The sequence below is a fragment of the Arenibacter latericius DSM 15913 genome, from assembly GCF_000424985.1.
GTDB classification, from domain to species: Bacteria; Bacteroidota; Bacteroidia; order Flavobacteriales; family Flavobacteriaceae; genus Arenibacter; species Arenibacter latericius.
Genome location: NZ_KE384288.1, coordinates 25,990 through 48,406, shown reverse-complemented (window position 1 = coordinate 48,406; position 22,417 = coordinate 25,990). Strand labels below are relative to the sequence as shown.

The 22,417-nt window shown below is 37.3% G+C and carries 17 protein-coding genes and 2 tRNA genes; 11 read left to right on the top strand and 8 right to left on the bottom strand.

The window, feature by feature from the left end; genetic code table 11:
* Nucleotides 1-4: 4 nt before the first annotated feature.
* Nucleotides 5-1,771, bottom strand: a complete 1,767-nt coding sequence (locus tag H344_RS0118425; RefSeq protein ID WP_026811615.1) for an ABC transporter ATP-binding protein — start codon at nt 1,769-1,771, stop codon at nt 5-7.
* Nucleotides 1,764-2,516 carry a tRNA pseudouridine(38-40) synthase TruA gene (gene truA / locus H344_RS0118420; protein WP_034256993.1) on the bottom strand — a complete coding sequence of 251 codons (753 nt, stop codon included), beginning with the start codon at nt 2,514-2,516 and terminating at the stop codon, nt 1,764-1,766. The genes H344_RS0118425 and truA overlap by 8 nt, the downstream gene beginning before the upstream one ends.
* Before the next feature lie 202 nt (nt 2,517-2,718).
* Between truA and H344_RS0118415 the strand changes: the two genes are divergently transcribed.
* Nucleotides 2,719-3,219: a metallophosphoesterase family protein gene (locus H344_RS0118415; protein ID WP_026811613.1), complete on the top strand. Its 501-nt coding sequence runs from the start codon at nt 2,719-2,721 to the stop codon at nt 3,217-3,219.
* Between the two features lie 85 nt (nt 3,220-3,304).
* On the opposite strand, the gene H344_RS0118410 is transcribed toward H344_RS0118415, so the two are convergent.
* Entirely contained in the window at nt 3,305-3,715 is a 411-nt protein-coding gene (locus H344_RS0118410) for a DUF4293 domain-containing protein (protein ID WP_026811612.1), read from the bottom strand.
* 198 nt (nt 3,716-3,913) lie between these two features.
* Between H344_RS0118410 and rho the strand changes: the two genes are divergently transcribed.
* Complete coding sequence (rho, locus tag H344_RS0118405) at nt 3,914-5,599, top strand: transcription termination factor Rho (RefSeq protein WP_026811611.1); 1,686 nt, start codon at nt 3,914-3,916, stop codon at nt 5,597-5,599.
* A 528-nt stretch (nt 5,600-6,127) separates the two neighbouring features.
* A complete protein-coding gene (locus tag H344_RS0118400; protein ID WP_026811610.1) occupies nt 6,128-6,820 on the top strand; it encodes a hypothetical protein in 693 nt (230 codons plus the stop codon).
* Nucleotides 6,821-7,652: 832 nt separating this feature from the next.
* Here H344_RS0118400 and rpsT read toward each other — a convergent pair.
* From rpsT to proS, 4 genes are all read right to left on the bottom strand, one after another.
* Complete coding sequence (gene rpsT, locus H344_RS0118390; RefSeq protein WP_026811608.1) at nt 7,653-7,904, bottom strand: 30S ribosomal protein S20; 252 nt, start codon at nt 7,902-7,904, stop codon at nt 7,653-7,655.
* 49 nt (nt 7,905-7,953) lie between these two features.
* A tRNA-Glu gene (locus H344_RS0118385) sits at nt 7,954-8,025 on the bottom strand.
* A 72-nt stretch (nt 8,026-8,097) separates the two neighbouring features.
* Nucleotides 8,098-8,169 (bottom strand) — tRNA-Glu (locus H344_RS0118380).
* Nucleotides 8,170-8,247: 78 nt separating this feature from the next.
* Nucleotides 8,248-9,723 (bottom strand): proline--tRNA ligase, encoded by a 1,476-nt coding sequence (proS, locus tag H344_RS0118375; protein ID WP_026811607.1) that lies wholly within the window; start codon nt 9,721-9,723, stop codon nt 8,248-8,250.
* Nucleotides 9,724-9,821: 98 nt separating this feature from the next.
* Between proS and H344_RS0118370 the strand changes: the two genes are divergently transcribed.
* The 8 genes from H344_RS0118370 (at nt 9,822) to H344_RS0118330 (ending at nt 19,234) form a co-directional block, all read left to right on the top strand.
* Nucleotides 9,822-11,030, top strand: a complete 1,209-nt coding sequence (locus H344_RS0118370) for a hypothetical protein (RefSeq protein ID WP_026811606.1) — start codon at nt 9,822-9,824, stop codon at nt 11,028-11,030.
* Between the two features lie 42 nt (nt 11,031-11,072).
* On the top strand, nt 11,073-12,575 hold the full coding sequence (locus H344_RS0118365; RefSeq protein WP_026811605.1) for an OmpP1/FadL family transporter: 1,503 nt from the start codon (nt 11,073-11,075) through the stop codon (nt 12,573-12,575).
* 335 nt (nt 12,576-12,910) lie between these two features.
* Nucleotides 12,911-13,591: a GTP cyclohydrolase I FolE gene (gene folE, locus H344_RS0118360; protein WP_026811604.1), complete on the top strand. Its 681-nt coding sequence runs from the start codon at nt 12,911-12,913 to the stop codon at nt 13,589-13,591.
* A gap of 15 nt (nt 13,592-13,606) precedes the next feature.
* Nucleotides 13,607-15,088, top strand: a complete 1,482-nt coding sequence (cysS, locus tag H344_RS0118355; RefSeq protein WP_026811603.1) for a cysteine--tRNA ligase — start codon at nt 13,607-13,609, stop codon at nt 15,086-15,088.
* Between the two features lie 27 nt (nt 15,089-15,115).
* A complete protein-coding gene (gene yidD, locus H344_RS0118350; protein WP_034256990.1) occupies nt 15,116-15,346 on the top strand; it encodes a membrane protein insertion efficiency factor YidD in 231 nt (76 codons plus the stop codon).
* Between the two features lie 788 nt (nt 15,347-16,134).
* Nucleotides 16,135-17,100 carry a prolipoprotein diacylglyceryl transferase gene (gene lgt, locus H344_RS0118340; RefSeq protein ID WP_026811601.1) on the top strand — a complete coding sequence of 322 codons (966 nt, stop codon included), beginning with the start codon at nt 16,135-16,137 and terminating at the stop codon, nt 17,098-17,100.
* 83 nt (nt 17,101-17,183) lie between these two features.
* Entirely contained in the window at nt 17,184-17,681 is a 498-nt protein-coding gene (locus tag H344_RS0118335; RefSeq protein ID WP_026811600.1) for a DUF192 domain-containing protein, read from the top strand.
* A 308-nt stretch (nt 17,682-17,989) separates the two neighbouring features.
* The gene (locus tag H344_RS0118330) at nt 17,990-19,234 is read left to right on the top strand and encodes an ATP-binding cassette domain-containing protein (protein ID WP_051254398.1); all 1,245 of its coding nucleotides are present in this window, start codon (nt 17,990-17,992) and stop codon (nt 19,232-19,234) included.
* Nucleotides 19,235-19,291: 57 nt separating this feature from the next.
* On the opposite strand, the gene secDF is transcribed toward H344_RS0118330, so the two are convergent.
* Entirely contained in the window at nt 19,292-22,258 is a 2,967-nt protein-coding gene (secDF, locus tag H344_RS0118325; protein WP_026811598.1) for a protein translocase subunit SecDF, read from the bottom strand.
* Nucleotides 22,259-22,417: the final 159 nt, after the last annotated feature.

Below are 22,417 nucleotides of genomic sequence, written 5' to 3'. Positions count from 1 at the left end.
TCAACTATAGCAATTCCTCGGTTAAGAATTGGGCTTCGTATAGGTTTTGATAGTAGCCTTTTTTATCTAACAACTCCTTATGGCTACCCATTTCTACAATCTCACCAGCGTCCATTACTAAAATTTTATCAGCTTTCTTTATTGTTGCCAATCTATGAGCAATAATAATAGACGTTCTACCTTCCGTAATTTTTTCGGTAGCCTGTTGTATTAATTGTTCAGAATAGGTATCTACCGAGGAGGTAGCTTCATCTAAGACTAAAATACTAGGATTACTCACATAGGCTCTTAAAAAGGCAATAAGTTGCCGCTGACCACTAGAGAGCATACCTCCACGCTCCTTAATATTAAAATTATAACCACCTGGGAGGCTCATAATAAATTGATGTACCCCAATCTGTTTAGCCGCCTCCTCTAAATCTTCCTCTGTAACGTCATCATTCTTTAGGGAAATATTGTTAGCTATGGTATCGGCGAATAGAAATACATCCTGCAAAACCACTGCAATTTTAGACCGTAGAGCACTTAATTTATAGTCTTTTATATCTATTCCATCAACCTTTATGTTACCGGAGTTAATTTCATAAAAACGATTTAGCAAATTAATAATGGTAGATTTCCCGGCACCCGTTGCTCCAACAATGGCAATAGTCTCTCCTGCTTTAACATTAAATGAAACACCATGCAAAACCTCTTCATCTTCTAAATAACCAAAATGCACCTTAGAAAACTCAATATCTCCTTTAATATTCTCCTTTTCTACAGTACCAACATCCTCTATATTACTATTGGTATCCAAAATCTTAAACACCCTATTAGCTGCTACCATCCCCATCTGCAGGGTATTAAACTTATCTGCTATTTGCCTAAGCGGACGAAAAAGCATACTAGAAAGAAGAATAAACATAAAAATAGTACCATATTCCTCTTCCTCAATATTCGCCACATTCTGAAGTCCGCCATACCACACGATCAATCCTACGGTAATAGAAGAAACAATTTCTGCAATTGGAAAAAAGATAGAGTTATACCATACTGTTCTTAACCAAGCCTTTTTATGCTTCTCATTAATCTCCCTAAACTTCTCCTTTTCTATTTCTTCTCTAGTAAAGAGCTGTACAATCTTCATCCCAGATAAACGCTCTTGCACAAAAGAATTTAAATTAGATACTTGTGCTCTAACTTCAATAAAGGCCACCTTCATTGCTTGTTGAAACAATCTAGTAGCGTACAACAATATAGGAAGTACTGCAAAAACAATTAAGGCCAACTTCCAATTGGTATAGAGCATTACCAAGGCTACTACCAGCATTTTCAATAGATCGGAAACAATTACAAAGAAACCCTGACTAAAAATTTCTCCTATTCGTTGCATATCGGTAACAGCTCTAGTGACGAGTAGTCCAATGGAAGAATTATCATAATACTTCATTTTAAAACTCATCAAATGCTGAAAAAGTCGAATTCGAATATCTTTAATCACTGATTCTCCCAACCAATTGGCGTAGTAATTAAACAACAGCTGACAAATTACCTCTCCCAACAATACACCAAGCATAGCCAGGGTAAGGTTTAATAACATAGTACTATCCTTAGTAGTAATAGCATTATCCACAATTTCTCCAAGTAAAATGGGGGACAACACCGCAAATGCCGATAATAAAATAGCAGCTAAGGCAACCCCAACGAAAGTAGGCATATAAGGCTTTACGTGCCGTAACAATCGCTTGAATAATCTAAAATCAAATGCTTTACCAGTATCTTTATCCATGGCTATTTATAATATTATCTGGATATTTTATTCCTGTCAAATATAATCCTTTTGCGGGCACGGATGCGCCTGCCCTACTCCTATCTTTACTATCTAAAATAGCGGATATCTCCGACAATGATGTTTTCCCCATCCCTACATTGATTAATGTTCCTACAATGGCGCGGACCATATTCCGCAAGAATCGGTCTGCCGAAATGGTAAAGACCAACTTCTCGTTATCTTTAGTCCAAACTGCACTACGAAGATCACACCTATAGGTTTTTACATCCGTATTAGATTTAGAAAAACATTCAAAATCTCGTTCCCCTATCAACCTAGTAGCCGCCTCATTCATAAGAGCAATATCTAATGGGTACTTCACATAATACGCCCCATCATTTAAAAAGGGGTCTTTCTGGGTAGTTACCCAATATTCATAAGTACGCTCTTCTGCATCAAACCTGGCATGTGCTTCATCAGGAACATGAAAAATAGATTGAACCGCCAAATCACTTGGCAAAAACGCATTCAATCTATAACACATAGACTTACTTTCTATTACCGATTTAAAGTCAAAATGCGCATACATTACCCTAGCATGTACCCCAGCATCGGTTCTACCAGCTGCGGTAATCTGAATAGCATCTCTTAATAATAAGGATAAGGCATCTTGCAAAACCTCCTGTACTGTGATAGCATTAGGCTGAATTTGAGAGCCGTGATACCTTTTGCCGTGATATGAAAATTGGATAAAATATCTCAACAGAATGATTTAGTTTTGTGGTTTGCAAAGATACTTGTTCTGGACTAGATAAAAGAAAAAAGATCCTATAGAGTATCCCAAAAAGGATAGCAAAAGGAAGATTTTATTTCCGCAATAATCCATCGTCCACCCCTATTCCGATAACCAGTTAAAGATTAAGTAGGCAGCTAGAGGCCAATCTCAATATTATAAAAATAGCATAATGACCAAAATATTATTACTAAGCGATACACACGGACACATAGATGAACAAATTTTAAAATATGTAAAACAGGCAGATGAAGTATGGCATGCGGGAGATATTGGCAGTTTAGATGTCACGGACACTATTGAGAAAATAAAACCCTTGAAGGGCGTTTATGGCAATATTGATGAAAACCGAATTCAGCTAGAATTTCCTTTAGATAACAGATTTAAATGCGAGGGAGTTGATGTATGGATCACCCACATAGGCGGTTATCCCAATAAATACAACACAAGAATACGAGAAGAAATAAAAAAGAATCCCCCGAAACTTTTCATCTCCGGACATTCACACATTTTAAAAGTAATGTGGGATAAAAAACTTAACCTATTACATATGAATCCAGGCGCCTGTGGAATACAAGGTTTTCACCAAGTGCGCACCATGTTGCGTTTTGTTATAGATAAAGAAGAGATAAAAGACCTCGAAATTATTGAATTAGGCAAAAGGGGAGGATAAAATGATATAAAAAGCTTTTTAAAGAAAATAAAAAACCCGGGAACAACCCCGGGTTTAACGCACTAATACTACTAAGATGTTAGGTTTAACGTAAACGATCCACAGATTTTACAAGATCTTCATCCTTTTTTATTGCCCTGTTAGCCAGGACTAAAAAAACGATAGAAAATACAGGAATCAGCATCCCAATACCCTTCTCAGAAACCGAAGTTTCTCCGGATAAATTTAGCGATCGATAAACGAAAAATCCTAGTAAAAAAAGATTTAATATCATATTCAACCTGTTCATCACAAATTGATTTTTCCTATTTTTATACATTAAAATGGCCATTAATGCCAATACTGCGCTACCATAAAAAACAATCGAAATAAACACTGCGTTATCTGCATATATCTCGTTTCCAGCCGCATCGGACCACAGATTCACAAAAAAGGGTAAAACTGCCCCAAGAAGGATAACAACGATTAAATAAACGGTTTGTATTCTTTGAATCATGTCTTCTTATGGTAAAATAAAAAACAAAAATAAGCGTCTTTTTAAAATTTATCGACTAAATATTGAAAATTATTTGTAATTTCGCCATGTTATAAGTCAAATCACTTACCAACAGGGGCTTTCGTGCCCCCAATTAGTACACAAATTAATATAGTACACTTCATATTTTCGAAATACGTATAATTTATTCAAAACTTAATGTTTGAAATTTCAGAATTAAAATCAAAAAAGCTTCCTGAGCTTCAGGAAATAGCCAAAGGCCTAAATGTAGCCAAGTTTAAATCCTTAAAAAAATTGGATTTGGTATACCAAATTTTAGACGTTCAGGCTTCAAATCCGAAAATAGTTCAAGAAACCATTGCCGCAACCCCTGCGGAAACAAAAAAGGAAGCCCCCAAACCTAAACGTGCTAGAGTAGTTAAAAGCGACAAACCTACCTCTGCTGAGAAAAAAAGCCCTGCTTCAACTAAGAAGGAAACAGAAGATGAGGATGTTAAGACTGTAGAAACAAAACGGGCAACTCCTAAGAAATCATCCCCCGAAGAGAACAAGCAGGAAAAACCTAGAGCAGAAAGAACTCCACGCCCACAAAACACAAGTGGACCGAACAAAAGGGAGCACCAAAAAAACAACTCCCCTCAAAACAGCTCACAATCTAACAAATCACAGCACAGAAAAAGTTCTCATCACCAAAAGTCTTCTACAGACAAAGGCAACAGCAACTTTGACAAGGATCTAAAAAATAAATACAAAGAACCAGAATACGAATTCGATAGCATTATTGAAAGCGAAGGAGTATTAGATATCATGCAAGATGGATACGGGTTCTTAAGATCATCGGATTACAACTACCTTTCTTCACCAGATGATATTTATGTATCTCAATCTCAAATAAGATTATTTGGTTTAAAAACCGGTGATACCGTTTTAGGTAATGTAAGACCTCCTAAAGAAGGAGAAAAATATTTCCCTCTTATAAAGGTTAACAAGATTAACGGTATAGATCCTCAAATTGTAAGAGACAGGGTTTCTTTTGAACATTTGACTCCTCTATTTCCTCAAGAAAAATTTAATTTGGCTGAGCGCCAAAGCACTATTTCTACTAGGATAATAGACTTGTTCTCACCAATAGGAAAAGGACAAAGAGGGATGATCGTTTCCCAGCCTAAAACTGGTAAGACCATGTTATTAAAAGATATCGCCAATGGTATTGCTGCAAACCATCCAGAGGTATATCAAATTATTCTATTAATAGATGAAAGACCTGAGGAAGTTACGGATATGCAACGTAATGTACGTGGAGAAGTTGTAGCTTCTACTTTTGATAAGGAAGCCACAGAACACGTGCGTGTAGCGAACATCGTCTTAGAAAAGGCTAAACGCCTTGTAGAATGCGGTCATGATGTGGTTATCTTATTAGATTCCATCACTAGGCTTGCCAGAGCTTACAATACCGTACAACCAGCATCCGGAAAAGTATTAAGTGGAGGTGTTGATGCTAACGCACTTCACAAACCTAAAAGATTCTTTGGAGCAGCTAGGAATATAGAAGGAGGCGGATCGTTAACGATTATCGCAACTGCACTTACCGAAACCGGCTCTAAAATGGATGAAGTTATCTTTGAAGAATTTAAAGGAACAGGTAACATGGAATTACAATTAGATAGAAAAATATCTAACCGTAGAATATTCCCTGCCATTGACCTTACTTCTTCTAGTACAAGACGTGACGACCTTCTATTGGATGAAAACACCATCCAAAGAATGTGGATCATGAGAAAGTATTTAGCAGATATGAATCCAGTAGAAGCAATGGAATTTATAGAGCAAAGGTTTAGACAAACTAAAAACAATGAAGAATTCTTAATGACTATGAATCAGTAAGACTTCGTTTTTAACTAACCCAATTAAAAACTCCCATTTGGCTAATCTGCTAAATGGGAGTTTTACTTTATACCATCTTTTAATTACATTAAAAAACCTGAATATAATCGATAAAGACAAATCGCATTTAAAGCACTAAACAACAAGTTACTTTTAGCCTCTTTAATCATCTACCAACATAAAAGCGAGAAGTAGGAACAAAGAGCTTATTAGCCTTATAAACTACAACTAACCACCACCCCTAAAAGCACCATAAAACCGTTAGACCTTGTTAAAAACAAACCTTAAATACAACCACTTACAAGTTCCTTAGATCCATTTCCCTGAATCAACCCATACTTTATTCCGGCATCCACTATAAGTATATAGTCACAAAAAAGATCGATTTACTGAAATAAATGCAGATTTTTCATAAGTTTTATTTTTTTAACCCTATTATTATCAGTAATTTAATAGATGCTATGCCCCAGCTCTCACCACTATATAGGTAACAACAGATTAAAGCAACCAACCAAAAAGTCTCATCTTATGAAAAACCCAAAAAGAGCAGCAAGCATTTTTGCCATTGGAGTCTCTCTAGTTCTAGGCACCCTCTCCTGTACTTCTGAAAATGAAAAAACTCCAACTCCAGACCCAGAAGCTTCCCCTATAAAGGCACCTGCACAAATTGTAAGTCTTAAACAAGCAAAGATGATGTATGATGCTTATGAAGACCGCAGGGTGAGTCTAATAGAGCGGTATGAAAACCAACAGCATCCTGAAGAGAAATTTGATGTAGCCCGATTTGGATCATATGACTACCAGACGATAAAAAATTATTTGAGCTATATTGAACAAGAAGCCAAAAAGGCTAATGTAGAAATTTCAACTTTACGCTTTTATTTCTCCAACTATCCTGACCTCGATTCCTTTGAAGATGGCAGAAAAATTAAGCACCCTAGACAAAATTCATTTTTCTTGATTCCTACAACAAAGAATGAAAAGAATGAAGACTATGCCTTTTACATCTATGAGGATAATGATGGGAACAACACCCCCATGTACCTTAGTGACAACTTATCTCCTAGGAACTCAACCACCAATAAGCTTAACAAAAGGCCAGGTCATCAAAAATCTAAAGCCTCTTTTGTGCCAAACTTTACAAAAGCGCTAATCTTCCAAAATAACAAAAGTCTAATTTTAAACGAAGCAGACATGACCCCACCACCTTACAGGGATTAACTATAAACAAAATAAAGTAAAACTTTTATCCACGCTAAATAGATGGAGTTTTTAGACAATATATTAGAAAACTTATACAGACCCCTTTATGCAATAGCGGTGTTTATAGCACTTGTTAAGTACCCTAAATACTACAACACCCCTTTAACCCTATTTCCGGTAATATTAATGTACACCTTACTTACAGAGAGCCTAGGCTATATTACCAAAAACTATGACGTTTATGATATCTCTATATTTTCCGCTTTCACTGAGCGAAATGTAATTATATACAACATCTACAATATTATTTTTTTCAGCTTCTTCTACTTCGTGTATTGGAGCTACTTAAAAAACCCAAAATACAAACGTCAAGTTTTGTATGGCAGCGTTATTTTTTTGATAGTATCAATTGGGAATATTTTCTTCCAGAGCTTTATACTAGAGCCTCAGGTTTACAGTTATTTGGCAGGCAGCGTACTTATCTTGTATTGCACCATACTACTTTTCCTAGAACGTAAACGCTTAGGCGGAATATACGGTTATAAGTTTAGCGGGATAAAATGGATTAGTATTGGACTATTTATTTTCTATGCCGGCTATCTACCCATTAAAATTTCTAGATTCTATAACCATCTATTTCAAATTAATGAGTACATCCACCTTAGAAGAATTCATTTATTTTTAATCTGTATACTTTATATATGCTTTATAATAGGTCTCTTAAAAATGAGTCGAAGATTCTGGATTACACCTAAAAGAAGATCTTACTAGTATAAAATCTCAAAATAGTCCATAAAAAAAACGTTCCTTCTAAAAAGAAAGAACGTTTTTAATATTGTAAGATAGACGCTTAAAGTGAAGCGACCTGCTTGGAAAGCTTGCTCTTAAGGTTTGCACCTTTATTAGCATGTATAATATTACGCTTTACCAATCTATCGATCATACTTACTACACTTGGCAATAAAGTCTCTGCAGCTTCCTTATTCTCTTCTGCACGCAATTTCCTTACTGCATTACGAGTTGTTCTATGCTGGTACCTGTTACGTAAACGTACTGCCTCGTCTCTTCTAATTCTTTTTAATGCTGACTTATGGTTTGCCATTTCTTTTTAATTATATTTTTTATTGGGACCTATCCCGATCACTACTATGTAGTCCGTAGGGGATTCGAACCCCTGCTACCAGGATGAAAACCTGGCGTCCTAACCCCTAGACGAACGGACCATTTTAATATTTGGTTTTTGACCTTGCTAGTGCACTGTCTCAATCCAAAATTAATATTTCAAAAAACCTCTGTAGTCCGTAGGGGATTCGAACCCCTGCTACCAGGATGAAAACCTGGCGTCCTAACCCCTAGACGAACGGACCATTTATTACTTAATTGCGGATGCAAAAATACAACTATTTTTAATTACCACAAGTCTAAAGTAAAAAATTTTAAAAAAATTAATAGGCCTTAGCAAAAAGCACTCTTTTTGCAGATGGTTTCCCTGTAACCATACACACCCCTTCCTCTTCTTTGGCATCAATAGGGATGCAACGAATGGTAGCTTTAGTCTCCTCTTTTACAAGCTCTTCTGTCTCGGTAGTTCCATCCCAATGGGCAGAGATAAACCCTCCCTTGTTCTCTAGAACCTCTTTAAACTCCTCATAGGAATTTACTTCAGTAATATGAGACTCTCTATAATCTAATGCCTTTTTAAAGATGTTCTTCTGTATATCTTCTAGTAAAAATTCAATTTTTTCGATAACACTATCGGCAGCGACAGTTTCTTTTTCAAAGGTATCCCTTCTAGCCACCTCATAGGTATTATTATCCATATCGCGTTGCCCAATAGCTAAACGTACTGGAACACCTTTAAGCTCATATTCATTAAATTTAAATCCAGGTTTATGTGTATCCCTGTTATCAAATTTAACGGAAATCCCTTTAGATCGTAATTCCTTTACCAATGGCGCTACTCTTTCTGAAATAGCATCTAATTGCTCCTCCCCTTTATATATAGGTACAATAACCACCTGTATAGGCGCCAACTTAGGAGGCAACACTAATCCATTATCATCACTATGGGTCATAATCAAAGCTCCCATTAATCTGGTAGAAACTCCCCATGAGGTAGCCCATACATATTCTTGCTTCCCTTCTTTATTAGCAAATTTTACATCAAAAGCTTTGGCAAAGTTCTGCCCTAAAAAGTGAGATGTTCCTGCTTGCAAGGCCTTCCCATCTTGCATTAAAGCTTCTATACAATAGGTATCTAAAGCTCCCGCAAAACGCTCGCTTTCAGTTTTAGTACCCTTTATCACCGGAACACCCATAAACTCCTCTGCAAATTCCGCATAGACATTCATCATCTGCACTGCTTCTGCAATAGCCTCATCTTCCGTTGCGTGTGCGGTATGTCCTTCTTGCCACAAAAACTCTGCTGTTCTAAGGAAAAGTCGCGTTCTCATTTCCCAACGCACTACGTTAGCCCATTGGTTAATTAAAAGAGGTAAATCCCTATAGGACTGTATCCACCTTCTATAGGTATCCCAAATAATGGTTTCGGATGTAGGTCTTACAATAAGTTCTTCCTCTAATTTAGCTTCAGGATCCACAATAATTCCACTGCCATCCTCAGCATTTTTTAATCTATAATGTGTAACAACGGCACATTCTTTGGCAAAGCCCTCTACGTGACTGGCTTCTTTGCTTAAATACGATTTTGGAATAAATAATGGGAAATACGCATTCTCATGTCCGGTTTCCTTAAACATTTTATCCAGTTGGGCTTGTACTTTTTCCCAAATAGCATAGCCATAAGGTTTAATAACCATACATCCCCTAACTCCCGAGTTCTCAGCTAAATCGGCCTTTACCACCAGCTCGTTATACCATTTGGAATAGTCCTCTGCTCTTTTCGTTAATTTTTTACCCATGCTAGTAAGTTTGGCACAAAACTTGCGACTTGTATTAATATAAAATAGTTCAGCAAAACTAACTATTTTTACAAAGTCGAACAATTAAATTTTAAACCATGATACATTCCCTACTTCATAGAAGAATTCACATAGCGAGCCCTCTTATCTTTTTAGGGTTATTCGCGGTTTCCTGTGGTTCTTACCAGTCGGCATCTTACTATGATAACGATGGTATTTACACCAACAGTACACAAACCACGGAAAGATCCTATAATCATGAGCAAGCAAATAGACAGCAAGCTCAGGCCCAACAAAATAAACAAAACAATTACGGGGAATATTTCGGTCAAAAAGCTAATGAATACGGGGAAATTCTAGACAGCGAAGTATTTACCGATATCGATGGGTATTACGGAAATGTTGAGGATGATAACATGGAAATAAATTCTAACATTAATAACTACGACACCAATAATGATTATAGAGGCTATGCTGCATGGGGAGACAACCAATCCAATGTAACTATTAACATCTATGACAATTGGGGTTATTCAGGATTTAATTATGGTTATGGTTGGGGAAGCCCTTGGTTCTATAGTGGATATTACCGTGGGTATTACAACCCTTATAGATGGGGACATTACGGATACCCAGGATACGCCTATTACAATTGGGGATGGGGCGGTTACGGATATTATAATGGATGGGGATATGCCTACAGACCTTATTACTACAACAATTACTACAGACTAGGATATAACCGCTACAACTATAATAGAAATTATGCCTACAATGCTAGTAGAAGAGGAGCATATAGATCTAACACACTTCGTTCTAATAATTTAAGAACTAGATCTACCTTAAATTCTAATAATAGCAGTACTAGAAGTAGAAGTACCGTTAATAGAGGAACTTCTACCAATAACAATACAAGTCGCTACAGAAGCAGCAACAATACAAGAACTAGAGTTGGAGTAGATGCACTAGATAGAAATAGATCTTATAGGACAAGCAGAAGTACTCGTGCGACACCTAATTACAATAGTAGCGCACGTAGTAGCAGTCAGACTAGCAAAAGAACTGCACCTAGCAACAGTACTTATAGAAGCAGTAGAAGCGCTACCGCACCGCGGACTTCTACCACTAGAAGATCTAGCACCACTAGCAGACCTAGTAGCAGCACCATCAGAAGCTCAAGAAGCAACCAGCGTTCTTCTAGTCCTACTATAAGAAGCTCTAGTCCTCCGTCTAGATCATCCTCTGGGACCATAAGGAGCAGTAGCTATTCTAACCGATCATCTGGAGGAAGAAGCCGTGGCAACTAATTCAATTTGCAATTCATTTAAAGTTATCCAAAATTTAAAAAGATGAGAAGACACTATACTTTCATTCTACTTTTGGCATGTGCTTTTGCTAGTGCCCAGAATATAAACGACGTATTGCGATACAGTGGGGAATCTCTTCAAGGGACTTCGCGATACCAAGGTATGAGCGGGGCTTTTGGAGCACTAGGGGGAGATCTTTCCTCGCTTAATGTAAATCCTGCTGGATCTGCAGTATTTAACTATGGAGTATTTTCTATCACTGGCTCTAATTACCACCATAATAACGACGCCTCTTATTTCTCAACAAATAGCACTGCTTCTTTAAATTCTTTTGATTTAAATCAGATAGGTGGAGTTTTTGTTTTTAAGGATAATGATGCTGCTTGGAAAAAGATTTCCTTGGCTTTTAATTACGACCAAGCAAGGAAGTTTGACAATGAACTCTATATCACCGGAAACAGCAACCAAGGAATAGACAATTACTTTTTAAATTATGCTGATGGCATTCCCTTTGGAGACTTACTATTGCAGGACGACGAATATTTAGAAGAGGCCTATTTGGATATAGGTTCTAGTTTTGGGTATGCAGATCAGCAAGCCTTTTTAGGGTATTTTGGAGGAATAATAGACCCTATGGATGAGTCTAATGACAACAATACAGCATATATCTCCAATGCCAAATACAACACAGTAAACCAAAGATATTCGGAAAGTACTATTGGACAAAACAGTAAATTCACTGCCAATTTAGCTTCTCAATATGGAGACAACTTTTATTTGGGAGCCTCTTTAAACTTCCATAACATCTCCTATGAAAAACTTACTCAGCTTTCTGAGAGTGGATTTGATTCGGACTCAGAATTAAAAAATATTTATTTCGACAATCTACTTAGAACCGATGGAAACGGATTCTCTTTTAGCATTGGTGCCATTGGTAAATTAAATGACCACATTAGAGTTGGAGGTAGCTATCAGTCCCCTACCTGGTATAGTTTAACTGACGAGACTTCACAAAAAATAAACTCGGACTTAGCCGATAATGACATTTCATACATCAATTTTAACGTAATCAACGTATTTGAGAAATACAACATTCAAACACCCGCTAAATTAACGGGTAGCTTGGCAGTAGTTTTTGGACCACAAGGACTTATTAGCTTCGATTACAGCTACCAAGATATGTCTAAAGCACAATTAAAACCTACGACCGATCCTAGCTTTGCTAGCGAAAACACTTTTATAAGTGATGAATTAGGAGGAGTTTCAACCTTTAGATTAGGTGGCGAATACCGCCTAGCTGCACTTAGCTTAAGGGCAGGATACCGATTTGAGCAGAGTCCGTACGCTAGCGGTACTACCATAGGCGACCTTAACGGTTATTCAGCAGGGATAGGATATAGTTTTGGAAGCAGCAGATTAGACCTCGGTTTTAGTCAGGCTTCGCAAGATATAAACAAAACCTTGTATGACACAGGCCTTCCTACTCCAGCAGGTATTACCCATAAAAATACGGTTGTTAGTTTAGGATACACATTAAACTTGTAAAACACAATCTATTACAACTTAATAAAGACGGGACAACTCCCGTCTTTTTTCATTCTCAGATAGGCGACACTTCATATTTATTACAACATGGAGTAGCACTGAAAACAAAGTATAAACTCTACTAGGACCGGCCACAAAACCATTAAAAAATTCCAAATATTCCGCTACCTATACTATACTGTAGCGGTATTTTAATATTTAGGAGGTAATATTCTGGAAAAACAAAAGATTACAATCCGCATTCGTTAACACTAATTTATAGTGTATTACTAGGCAAATATGGTATAAAGTGCCATATTATGCATATCTTTGCACCCTTAAAAAGCTATATTTTAATGAAAATAGATAACGCATTGGATAAGCATATTGAAGACATTGGAGACGATCATGTTTCCGCTGCAGAAGACACTCCCTTACGCAAAGATGCCTTTGCACTTAGCGACGAGGAAAAAATTGCTCGCATCAGGGAAAACGTAAGTGATATTATGCTTACCCTAGGTTTGGATATGGAGGACGACAGTTTAAAGGGTACCCCGAATAGGGTTGCTAAAATGTTTGTATCCGAAATATTTGGTGGGTTACACCCAAAACGCAAACCCAACCCTTCTACCTTCGACAACAAATATAAATATGGGGAAATGTTGGTAGAGAAGAACATCACCTTATATTCTACTTGTGAACATCACCTACTTCCTATTGTTGGAAAGGCGCATATTGCCTACATTTCCAATGGTAGTGTTATAGGCCTATCTAAGATGAACCGAATTGTAGATTATTACGCAAAAAGGCCGCAGGTACAGGAGCGCTTAAACATTCAGGTAGTAAGGGAACTTCAGAGAGCCCTGGGCACCGAGGATGTTGCTTGTGTAATGGACGCCAAACATTTATGTGTAAATTCTAGAGGAATTCGCGACATCGAGAGCAGCACCATTACCGCAGAATACGGTGGTAAATTCAAAGAGGAAGCGGTAAGAAGAGAGTTTTTGAATTATATAAATATTGATACTAAGTTTTAATCTTCCTGTTTAAATATGCAGTTGTACCAAACTCAAGAATTAAAAATATACAATTCCCTTTCGGGGAAAAAAGAAGTTTTTAAACCTATAAATGAAGGTCATATAGGCATGTATGTCTGCGGTCCTACCGTGTACAGCAATGTACACTTAGGAAACTGCCGTACTTTCATGTCTTTTGATATGATTTTTAGGTACTTTAAACATCTTGGGTATAAGGTGCGCTATGTTAGGAATATTACTGACGCTGGCCATCTTGAGGACGACGCAGAAGATGGGGAGGACAAGATTGCTAAAAAAGCGCGATTAGAACAATTGGAGCCTATGGAGGTAGTACAACGCTACACCTTAGATTTCCATAATATTTTAAACAAGTTTAATTTTCTGCCTCCTAGTATAGAACCTACGGCAACCGGACATATTGTTGAGCAAATAGAAATTGTTAAGGCTATTTTAGACAAAGGCCTTGCCTATGTTGTTAATGGCTCTGTATATTTTGATGTTACTAAATTCAACAAGACCAACGATTACGGGAAGCTAAGTGGGAGAAAATTAGAGGACATGATCGCCAATACTAGGGAGCTTAGTGGGCAGGATGAAAAAAAGAGTCCACAAGATTTTGCCTTATGGAAAAAAGCAGAGCCACAGCATATTATGCGCTGGCCATCCCCATGGGGAGACGGTTTTCCTGGCTGGCACCTAGAGTGTACTGCTATGAGCACTAAATATCTAGGCGAAACTTTTGATATTCACGGTGGAGGAATGGATTTAAAATTCCCACACCACGAATGTGAGATTGCACAGGCGGAAGCATGGAACAATCAGTCTCCAGTAAATTATTGGCTACATGCCAATATGCTTACCTTAAACGGAAGGAAAATGGCAAAGTCCACCGGAAATAACATTCTTCCGAATGAGATATTCTCTGGTGAGAACGACATCCTTAGTAAGCCATTTGCTCCAGCGGTAGTTCGCTTTTTTATGATGCAAGCACATTATACTAGTATTTTAGACCTAAGCGATGAAGCTTTATTAGCTTCCGAAAGAGGTTACCACAGGTTAATGGAAAGCATCAGCAACCTAAAGCAAGTGTCTACAGCATCTACCTCTAGCTTTGATGTTCCTGCATGGGTACAGAAATGCTACGATGCAATGAATGACGATTTTAACACGCCTATCCTTATAGCCAATCTATTTGAGGCTGTTAAGCATATAAACCTGATTAAAGAAGGGAGCGAAACCATTACTGCATCTGATAAGGAAATCCTAACCAATGCGATGCACAGTTTCGTGGTAGACATCCTTGGCATAACTCACCAGAGCACTACAGAAAGTGGTTCCGATATACTATCTGATGTAGTTGGCCTTTTAATCCAAATGAGGAATGAGGCACGTGCCAATAAAGATTTTGCCACTTCTGATAAAATTAGAGATCAATTGGCAGAAATGGGCATTCAACTAAAAGACGGAAAAGAAGGAACTACTTTTAGTCTGTCATAAATATAGAAAACTCACACCAAAAACACTATGGAACAAATTAAGAAAATACTTATTGCTCCCTTTGTGTTTTTGGTGCGAGCTTACCAGATTCTTATTTCACCACTTACCCCAGCAACTTGTCGCTACTCCCCTACCTGCTCCCAATACACTTTGGAAGCATTAAAGAAACACGGATTATTTAAGGGCGGCTGGTTAGCTATAAAAAGAATATTTAGCTGTACCCCTTGGGGCGGCAGCGGGTATGATCCTGTACCTTAAGATCTATTTTTATCTAATAGATTCTCCTCAACTTCCAACTTGCACCTGTAAAGCTATCCTATAACTCTGTTAACGTAAAACAAGAATTTAATAGAGTAATGATTCTCAACCTCTTATTCATATTTCCTGATTTTTTTAAACACCTAAGCTTAAATGAAATAACAGATGTTTGTTTTATAATTGGTGCTATAAGCGCTTCAAATCAATTTATACTTCCTATCTACTTTTCATTTTCTTTGCTTGTCCAAAGAAAACGAACAGGGCATTAAAGCGAAGGTACTGTGTACCTTTGATTTGAGGAGCCAGCTGTAGCGATAGCCCACGCGCCAACTGGCCCCTCTCTACAAATGCAAATCGTTGCATTTTCCGATTGGTCCTGATGATTTTTTTAGATCAAATCTAAAAACCGGCTTCAAAACTCCGCGCTTTTTATAAAAAAGCTGAATCTCGGTCTCGAAGCATCGGGATTGAATCCTATTCTGCAGATCAGGAAAACTAATCGACAATCTTCTTAGATTAGTTGATGGTCTACTTTTGATATATAAGTGAACTAGATGATTTCATATCCGAACGATTGATACCCTCCCTATAGGAAGTAAGCACCTAGAAGCGGGTATGATCCTGTACCTTAAGCATTTCTCACAACTACCTTTCCTCCCAACACACTCCAACCAGGGTAGTTTTAACACCCCTTCTTAATTTTTAGCCTTTCCACATTTAATTACTAAATATCCAAGGTAGATACTTCCTACTATTTACTTATCTTAGTCCCTTAAATTATATTGCGAATGTATTTTTTAGGCTTCACTTGGAACCCCGCCGACACTTTATTTAAAATTGGGGTAATACAAATAAAATATTACAACCTCCTTTGGATTATTGCCTTTGCATTAGGGTGGTATATCATGAAAAAAATCTTTGTTAAGGAGAATAAATCTATAGAACAATTAGACTCCCTCTTTATCTACACGGTTCTTGCTACAATGCTAGGTGCACGTTTGGGACATGTCTTTTTCTATGATTGGCCTTATTATTCTAATCACCTATTAGAAATTTTGCTTCCTATTAGAGAATCTGAAGGAAGTGCCTTATTTGGCATCATCAACGGTTATGAATTTACCGGATTCACCGGTTTAGCAAGTCACGGTGCCGCTATCGGGATTATTATAGGCATGTACCTTTATACCCGTAAGTTCCCTGAATTTAAAATGCTATGGATCTTAGACCGAATTGTAATTCCGGTATCTATAGGTGCTTTTTGCGTGAGATTAGGTAACTTTTTCAATTCCGAAATCAACGGAAAAGTGGTAGACAAGTCTTTTATATTTGCTACCCGGTTTTTAAGAGATTCCGACGATTTGCACCCTGCAAATGCTTTGGCGATCACCAAAGAAAAATCGGTCAACGCCGCTTATAATCTTATAGAAAAAGACCCTAGGTTTGCCGAATACCTAGAAGCCATTCCATACCGACACCCAGCACAATTATATGAAGGCATCTGCTATATTTTTGTATTTGCCATCCTACACTACCTTTATTGGAAAACGGATAAAAAGAATAAATCTGGATTTCTATTTGGTCTCTTCCTAGTCCTTTTATGGACCGTTAGATTCTTCGTAGAATTCGTTAAGAAGAGTCAAGGTGGATTTGAAGAATCCCTAGGGGTACTATCAACAGGGCAATGGTTAAGCATCCCGTTTATCTTAATAGGTTTCTATTTTATGTTTAAACCCACATCGGCCTCCGTAAAATAAACGTTAGGCAAGCCAAACAGATTTATCATTTTATATAGGAAAAGGCTATCCAAATCAGAGTTTTAAGTATTATAATTATATAGATGAAACAGACAAAAGTTTATTTAGTAGCATTGCTTGCTATATTTACATTAGTGGTTTCGTGTAAAGAAGGCGAAAAGGATAAGCCAGTAATTACCACCGCACCCATCGAATTTAAAAAAGATGGCACACTAGAGATTGTACAACAGCAAACCGATTCAGTTTTGGTAAAGCTAGACATAGAGATTGCGGAAAGCGAATACGAAACTGCTACGGGTCTTATGTATAGGAGCTCTATGGCGCCAAAACAAGCTATGCTATTCCTATTTGATGATCTAGAAATGCGCTCGTTCTACATGAAGAATACAGAGATTGCATTAGACATTATTTTTATTGATGAGAACAATAAGATTGTTAGCATTCAAAAAAACGCAAAACCATTTGATGAAACTGGCCTAAGTTCCCTAGTGCCTGCCAAATCTGTATTAGAAGTTAATGCAGGAAAATCTGATGAATGGGGGTTAGAAGTAGGGGACGTTATCTCTTACCAGAAAAATTAATAGAGATTAATAACAGGATTAGCTCTTTTAAGTGCATACCTGCATTGTAAAGAGCTAACTTTGTTTTATAACCTATCCCCAGCATAATCTCGCCTATTTTATCTTTTGCAATTATAACTTAATGCAGTAAGAGGCCCCACCCTACTTTTACTATATACGGTAAACCATACACCCTAATTGTACTATTTTTAGGGTTTACGCTGAATACAAACTTTACAACAGTATTCATTTAAGGCAGAAGCCAGTGGTAAACCTATAGGCATATTGACCTTATTATTTGTGTGATTAATTATTAAATGAAATTAATTATGACTCCTAAAACCCATTGGGCCATATTCACTGATAACAATTCCAAGAAGGAACAGTTTATTACCAATCTGATGAAGGGAAAATTCCCTGATGCCTTAAGCATACTAACTAACAAAAAAGGGGCTTTGTTCTCTAAAATCACCCTAGAGAAATTAGTAGATGAGGAGGAGAGGCACGATATTAAGATTATTACCAAAGATACCAAACAACGCTTAAGCACCATGTCTAGCGGAGAACAAAAGAAAGCTTTGTTGCGCCACCTTTTACAATTGCAGCCGGACTTCCTGATACTAGACAATCCATTCGATAATTTGGATGTACTGTCACAGCAAGATCTTAGCAAAAGCTTACAAGAGGTAGCAAAAACCACAACCATTATACAACTCCTAAGTAGAAAATTAGATCTCCTACCCTTTTGCACAAATCACCTAATCCTTGAAAAGTCGGAACTTAAAGAAATAGCACTAGAAAAGGAGAAACCGGAAGAAGGATACAATCACTTCACCCCATTTAGCGGTCAGATTCCACTCCCCTACAAACCCACCGACTATCATGAGCCTATTTTAATTGAGTGTAGAGGTGTTTCTGTAGAATACCCTGGCAAAAAAGTATTGCATAATATCCATTGGACCATAAAATCAGGAGAATTTTGGCAATTAAAGGGAAGCAACGGAAGTGGCAAGTCCACCCTACTTTCCATGATCACGGGAGACAATCATAAGGGGTATAATCAAGAACTCTATCTCTTTGGAAGACGAAAAGGAAGTGGGGAGAGCGTTTGGGATATCAAAAAAAATATTGGGTACTATTCACCTACCATGACAGAGAACTTCTCTGGCCTTCATACCGCTTTTAACATGGTTATCTCAGGCTTAAACGACTCAATAGGACTCTACCTTCGGGCAACAGAAAATCAGAAGGCATTGGCCAAGAAATGGCTTTTAATCTTAGACCTATGGCATTTACGAGATGTAAATTTCGCCGAGCTTACTACAGGTCAACAGCGAATGATTATGACCGCAAGAGCTATGATAAAACACCCACCTTTGTTAATCTTAGACGAACCTACTGCCGGATTAGATGATGAGAGCGCTGAACTTTTTATTTCATTAGTAAATAAGATTGCCAACGAAACTAATACGGCTATTGTATTTGTATCTCATAGAATAGAACCAGGGTTGCAACCTCAATACAGCTATGAACTAAGTCCGGGTCCTAACGGATCTACAGGGAAGATTATATAAAACAAAATGGCCGCTAAATTAGCGGCCATTTTTTATCTCAATAAATTCAGCTTATTATTAAGCTTCTTTTTCTGACTTATCTTTCTTAGTCAACAAATCGTACATTACTGGTGTTGCAATGAACAAGGAAGAGTAAGTACCTATTATGATACCCACAATCATAGCGAACATAAATCCTCTTAACGATTCTCCTCCAAAGATGAAAATAGCTAATAACACCACTAAAGTGGTTAAAGAGGTATTCAACGTTCTACTCAAGGTACTGTTAAGTGCCAAGTTTGTATTCTCTCCAGCTTTCCATCCTCTCTCACCTACAATCTCCCTAACACGGTCAAACACTACCACGGTATCGTTCAGTGAGTAACCAATTACGGTAAGGATAGCAGCAATAAAGGCTTGGTCTATCTCCATGTTAAAAGGCATTAGTTTACCAAAGATGGAGAATACACCTAATACAACCAATACATCATGCGCAACCGCTGCAACCGCTCCTAACGAGAACTGCCACTTACGGAACCTGAACAAGATATAAAGGAATACTACTGCTAACGATCCTAAGATAGCTAAGAAAGCATTCTTCTTAATATCATCTGCAATGGTAGGTCCTACTTTTACAGATTGTAATATCCCTATGGACTTTTCACCACTTCCAATAATAAAGTTATCAAAGGCGGTACCATCTGGTAAATACTTCTGAAGCGTAGTATATAATTTATCTTGAATTTCGCTATCCACTTCTAATCCTTCTTCTTCTACTTTATAAGCAGTGGTGATCTTAATCTGGTTAGCATCTCCAAATGTTTTTACATTGGTTCCACTACCAAATACGTCATTAAGTTCTGAAGCAATTTCCGAAGGGTTAACCGCTTTTTCAAATCTTACAGTATAAGATCTACCTCCTACAAAATCTACCCCTTGTTGTAACCCCTGAGTAAATAAAGAGATAAGAGCCACTGCAATCATTACTGCAGAGAAGGCGTAAGATATCTTTCTTTTAGATAAGAAGTTAATATTGATATTCCTAAACAAGTTCTTGGTGATAGAAGTAGAGAAATCTAAATCTCTTCCTTTTCCAGAAGAATACCAGTCTACCAACAATCTAGTAATAAAGATAGCTGTAAATAGAGAGGTTACAATACCTATAAGTAAGGTAGTTGCGAATCCTTTAATAGGACCAGAACCAAATATAAATAGAATAAGTGCGGTAAGACCTGTAGTAATGTTAGCATCCAAAATAGAGGAAAGTGCGTTTCCAAATCCATCTGCGATAGCTAAACCTTTACCTTTTCCTTTTGCCAACTCTTCTTTAATTCTTTCGAATATAAGTACGTTAGCATCCACAGACATACCTATGGTTAATACGATACCTGCAATTCCAGGAAGTGTTAGTACTGCGTTTAAGCTTACTAATACTCCAAAGATCAATAAGATATTCAATAACAAGGCAACATCAGCAAAAATTCCGGCTTTACCGTAGTAGAAAACCATCCATATCAATACAATTGCCATAGCAATCATAAAGGAGAAGAAACCACTATCAATCGCTTCCTGACCTAATGAAGGCCCAACAATCTCTGACTGTACAATCTCAGCAGAAGCTGGTAATTTACCTGCTCTTAATACGTTTGCAATATCCTTAGTCTCGTTGATAGTAAAGTTTCCAGTAATTTCTGAACGACCACCAGAAATTGGACCAGAAGAAACACCAGGTGCGGTATACACTTTATTATCTAGAACAATAGCGATACCAGTTTGGTTATTAAAAGCATCACCAGTTAATTTCTCCCATTCTTTTGCTCCTCTAGTATTCATAGCCATGGATACTGCAGGATTATTAAACTGGTCAAAAACATCAGCAGCGTCGGTTACTACGTCTCCACTGATTCTCGGTGTATTTTCTCTGTTAGATTTTAATGCGTAAAGATCAACTACTTCAGCCCCTTCACTAGGACGCTCCCATAGGAATTTTACAAATTGAATATCAGTAGGAATTAATCTACGGATTTCCTTCATTCTTAGGTACTCCCCAATTTTAGCAGTATCTTTTATAGCAGCACTAACCAAAGCATTCCCATTAGGGTTGGCAGGCAACAATAGACTAAAAAGAGGATTAGACGCTGGAGAGAAGTCGTCTCCTTCTTGAGTAATATCAGATAATAAAGAGTCTATTTCAGATTCTGGCTTAGCAGCAACATCTGATTTTTCTTCAACCTTAACCAAAGTTTTCAAACGCTCATTGGCAGCTTGCAAGAAATTACCAAGGCTAGGATTGCTTGGCTTATAAGTTTCCCAGAATTCTAATTGTGCAGTACTAGACAAAAGGTCCTGTGCTCTAGCAATATCTCTAGCACCTGGAAGTTCTACCAAAATACGGCCAGAATTTCCTTCTCTTTGAATGTTTGGTTGCGTAACCCCAAAACCATCAATACGCTCTCTCAATACTTCAAAAGCAGAAACAATAGATTCATCAATTTTAGTTCTAATGATAGGTTTAACCTGATCATCGGTCATCTGAAAATTAATGGCATCACTTAAATTCTTATTAGCAAAGATTTCTGGAGAAGCTAATTTGGTATCACCTTTAATCTTATCAAAAGCAGTAAAGAACAGCTCTACATAAGGAGCATCACTACTTCTAGATGCTAAATCAGCATCGGCCAAAGCCTTGTTAAAAACAGGATTCTTGGTATTGTTAGCAAGGCCTTTCAATATATCCTTAACGGAAATCTGAAGGGTAACGTTAATCCCGCCCTTTAAATCTAGACCTTTATTTAATTCTTTTTTCTTGGCGTCGTTATAGCTGGTATATCCCAAAATGGAATTTTCCCCTATAGAATCCAAATACTGTGCTTGTAGCTCCTCTCTTTTAGCAAGATAATCCTCTTCGGACTCCGAAACTCGATTGGTAGCAAATTCAGCGGCATCCTTTTCTACTTTATTGGTAATAAAAGTGTAGGATAGTTGGTAAATACTAACTAACCCAAACAAAAAAGCGAAAAGCTTTATCAGTCCTTTATTCTGCATTGGTTGTATAATTTATGATATGGTATTCCTAAATAGCGTGCAAATATATTATTTCCCATAGGAACTAACAATATATTTGAATAATTTATAAAATAAGGGCATCCTCCCACTTCCGATAATGATCGGAAAGCAATGGAAAGGATGCCCTGAATTTTTATC

Excerpts from the sequence above, each read along its gene's own strand:
- H344_RS0118425 (WP_026811615.1), bottom strand. The coding sequence starts at position 1,771 with ATGGATAAAGATACTGGTAAAGCATTTGATTTTAGATTATTCAAGCGA.
- H344_RS0118370 (WP_026811606.1), top strand. The coding sequence starts at position 9,822 with ATGATACATTCCCTACTTCATAGAAGAATTCACATAGCGAGCCCTCTT.
- rpsT (WP_026811608.1), bottom strand. The coding sequence starts at position 7,904 with ATGGCAAACCATAAGTCAGCATTAAAAAGAATTAGAAGAGACGAGGCA.
- H344_RS0118365 (WP_026811605.1), top strand. The coding sequence starts at position 11,073 with ATGAGAAGACACTATACTTTCATTCTACTTTTGGCATGTGCTTTTGCT.
- rho (WP_026811611.1), top strand. The coding sequence starts at position 3,914 with ATGTTTGAAATTTCAGAATTAAAATCAAAAAAGCTTCCTGAGCTTCAG.
- H344_RS0118400 (WP_026811610.1), top strand. The coding sequence starts at position 6,128 with ATGAAAAACCCAAAAAGAGCAGCAAGCATTTTTGCCATTGGAGTCTCT.
- cysS (WP_026811603.1), top strand. The coding sequence starts at position 13,607 with ATGCAGTTGTACCAAACTCAAGAATTAAAAATATACAATTCCCTTTCG.
- proS (WP_026811607.1), bottom strand. The coding sequence starts at position 9,723 with ATGGGTAAAAAATTAACGAAAAGAGCAGAGGACTATTCCAAATGGTAT.
- H344_RS0118330 (WP_051254398.1), top strand. The coding sequence starts at position 17,990 with ATGACTCCTAAAACCCATTGGGCCATATTCACTGATAACAATTCCAAG.
- secDF (WP_026811598.1), bottom strand. The coding sequence starts at position 22,258 with ATGCAGAATAAAGGACTGATAAAGCTTTTCGCTTTTTTGTTTGGGTTA.
- H344_RS0118410 (WP_026811612.1), bottom strand. The coding sequence starts at position 3,715 with ATGATTCAAAGAATACAAACCGTTTATTTAATCGTTGTTATCCTTCTT.
- yidD (WP_034256990.1), top strand. The coding sequence starts at position 15,116 with ATGGAACAAATTAAGAAAATACTTATTGCTCCCTTTGTGTTTTTGGTG.
- H344_RS0118415 (WP_026811613.1), top strand. The coding sequence starts at position 2,719 with ATGACCAAAATATTATTACTAAGCGATACACACGGACACATAGATGAA.
- H344_RS0118335 (WP_026811600.1), top strand. The coding sequence starts at position 17,184 with ATGAAACAGACAAAAGTTTATTTAGTAGCATTGCTTGCTATATTTACA.
- lgt (WP_026811601.1), top strand. The coding sequence starts at position 16,135 with ATGTATTTTTTAGGCTTCACTTGGAACCCCGCCGACACTTTATTTAAA.
- folE (WP_026811604.1), top strand. The coding sequence starts at position 12,911 with ATGAAAATAGATAACGCATTGGATAAGCATATTGAAGACATTGGAGAC.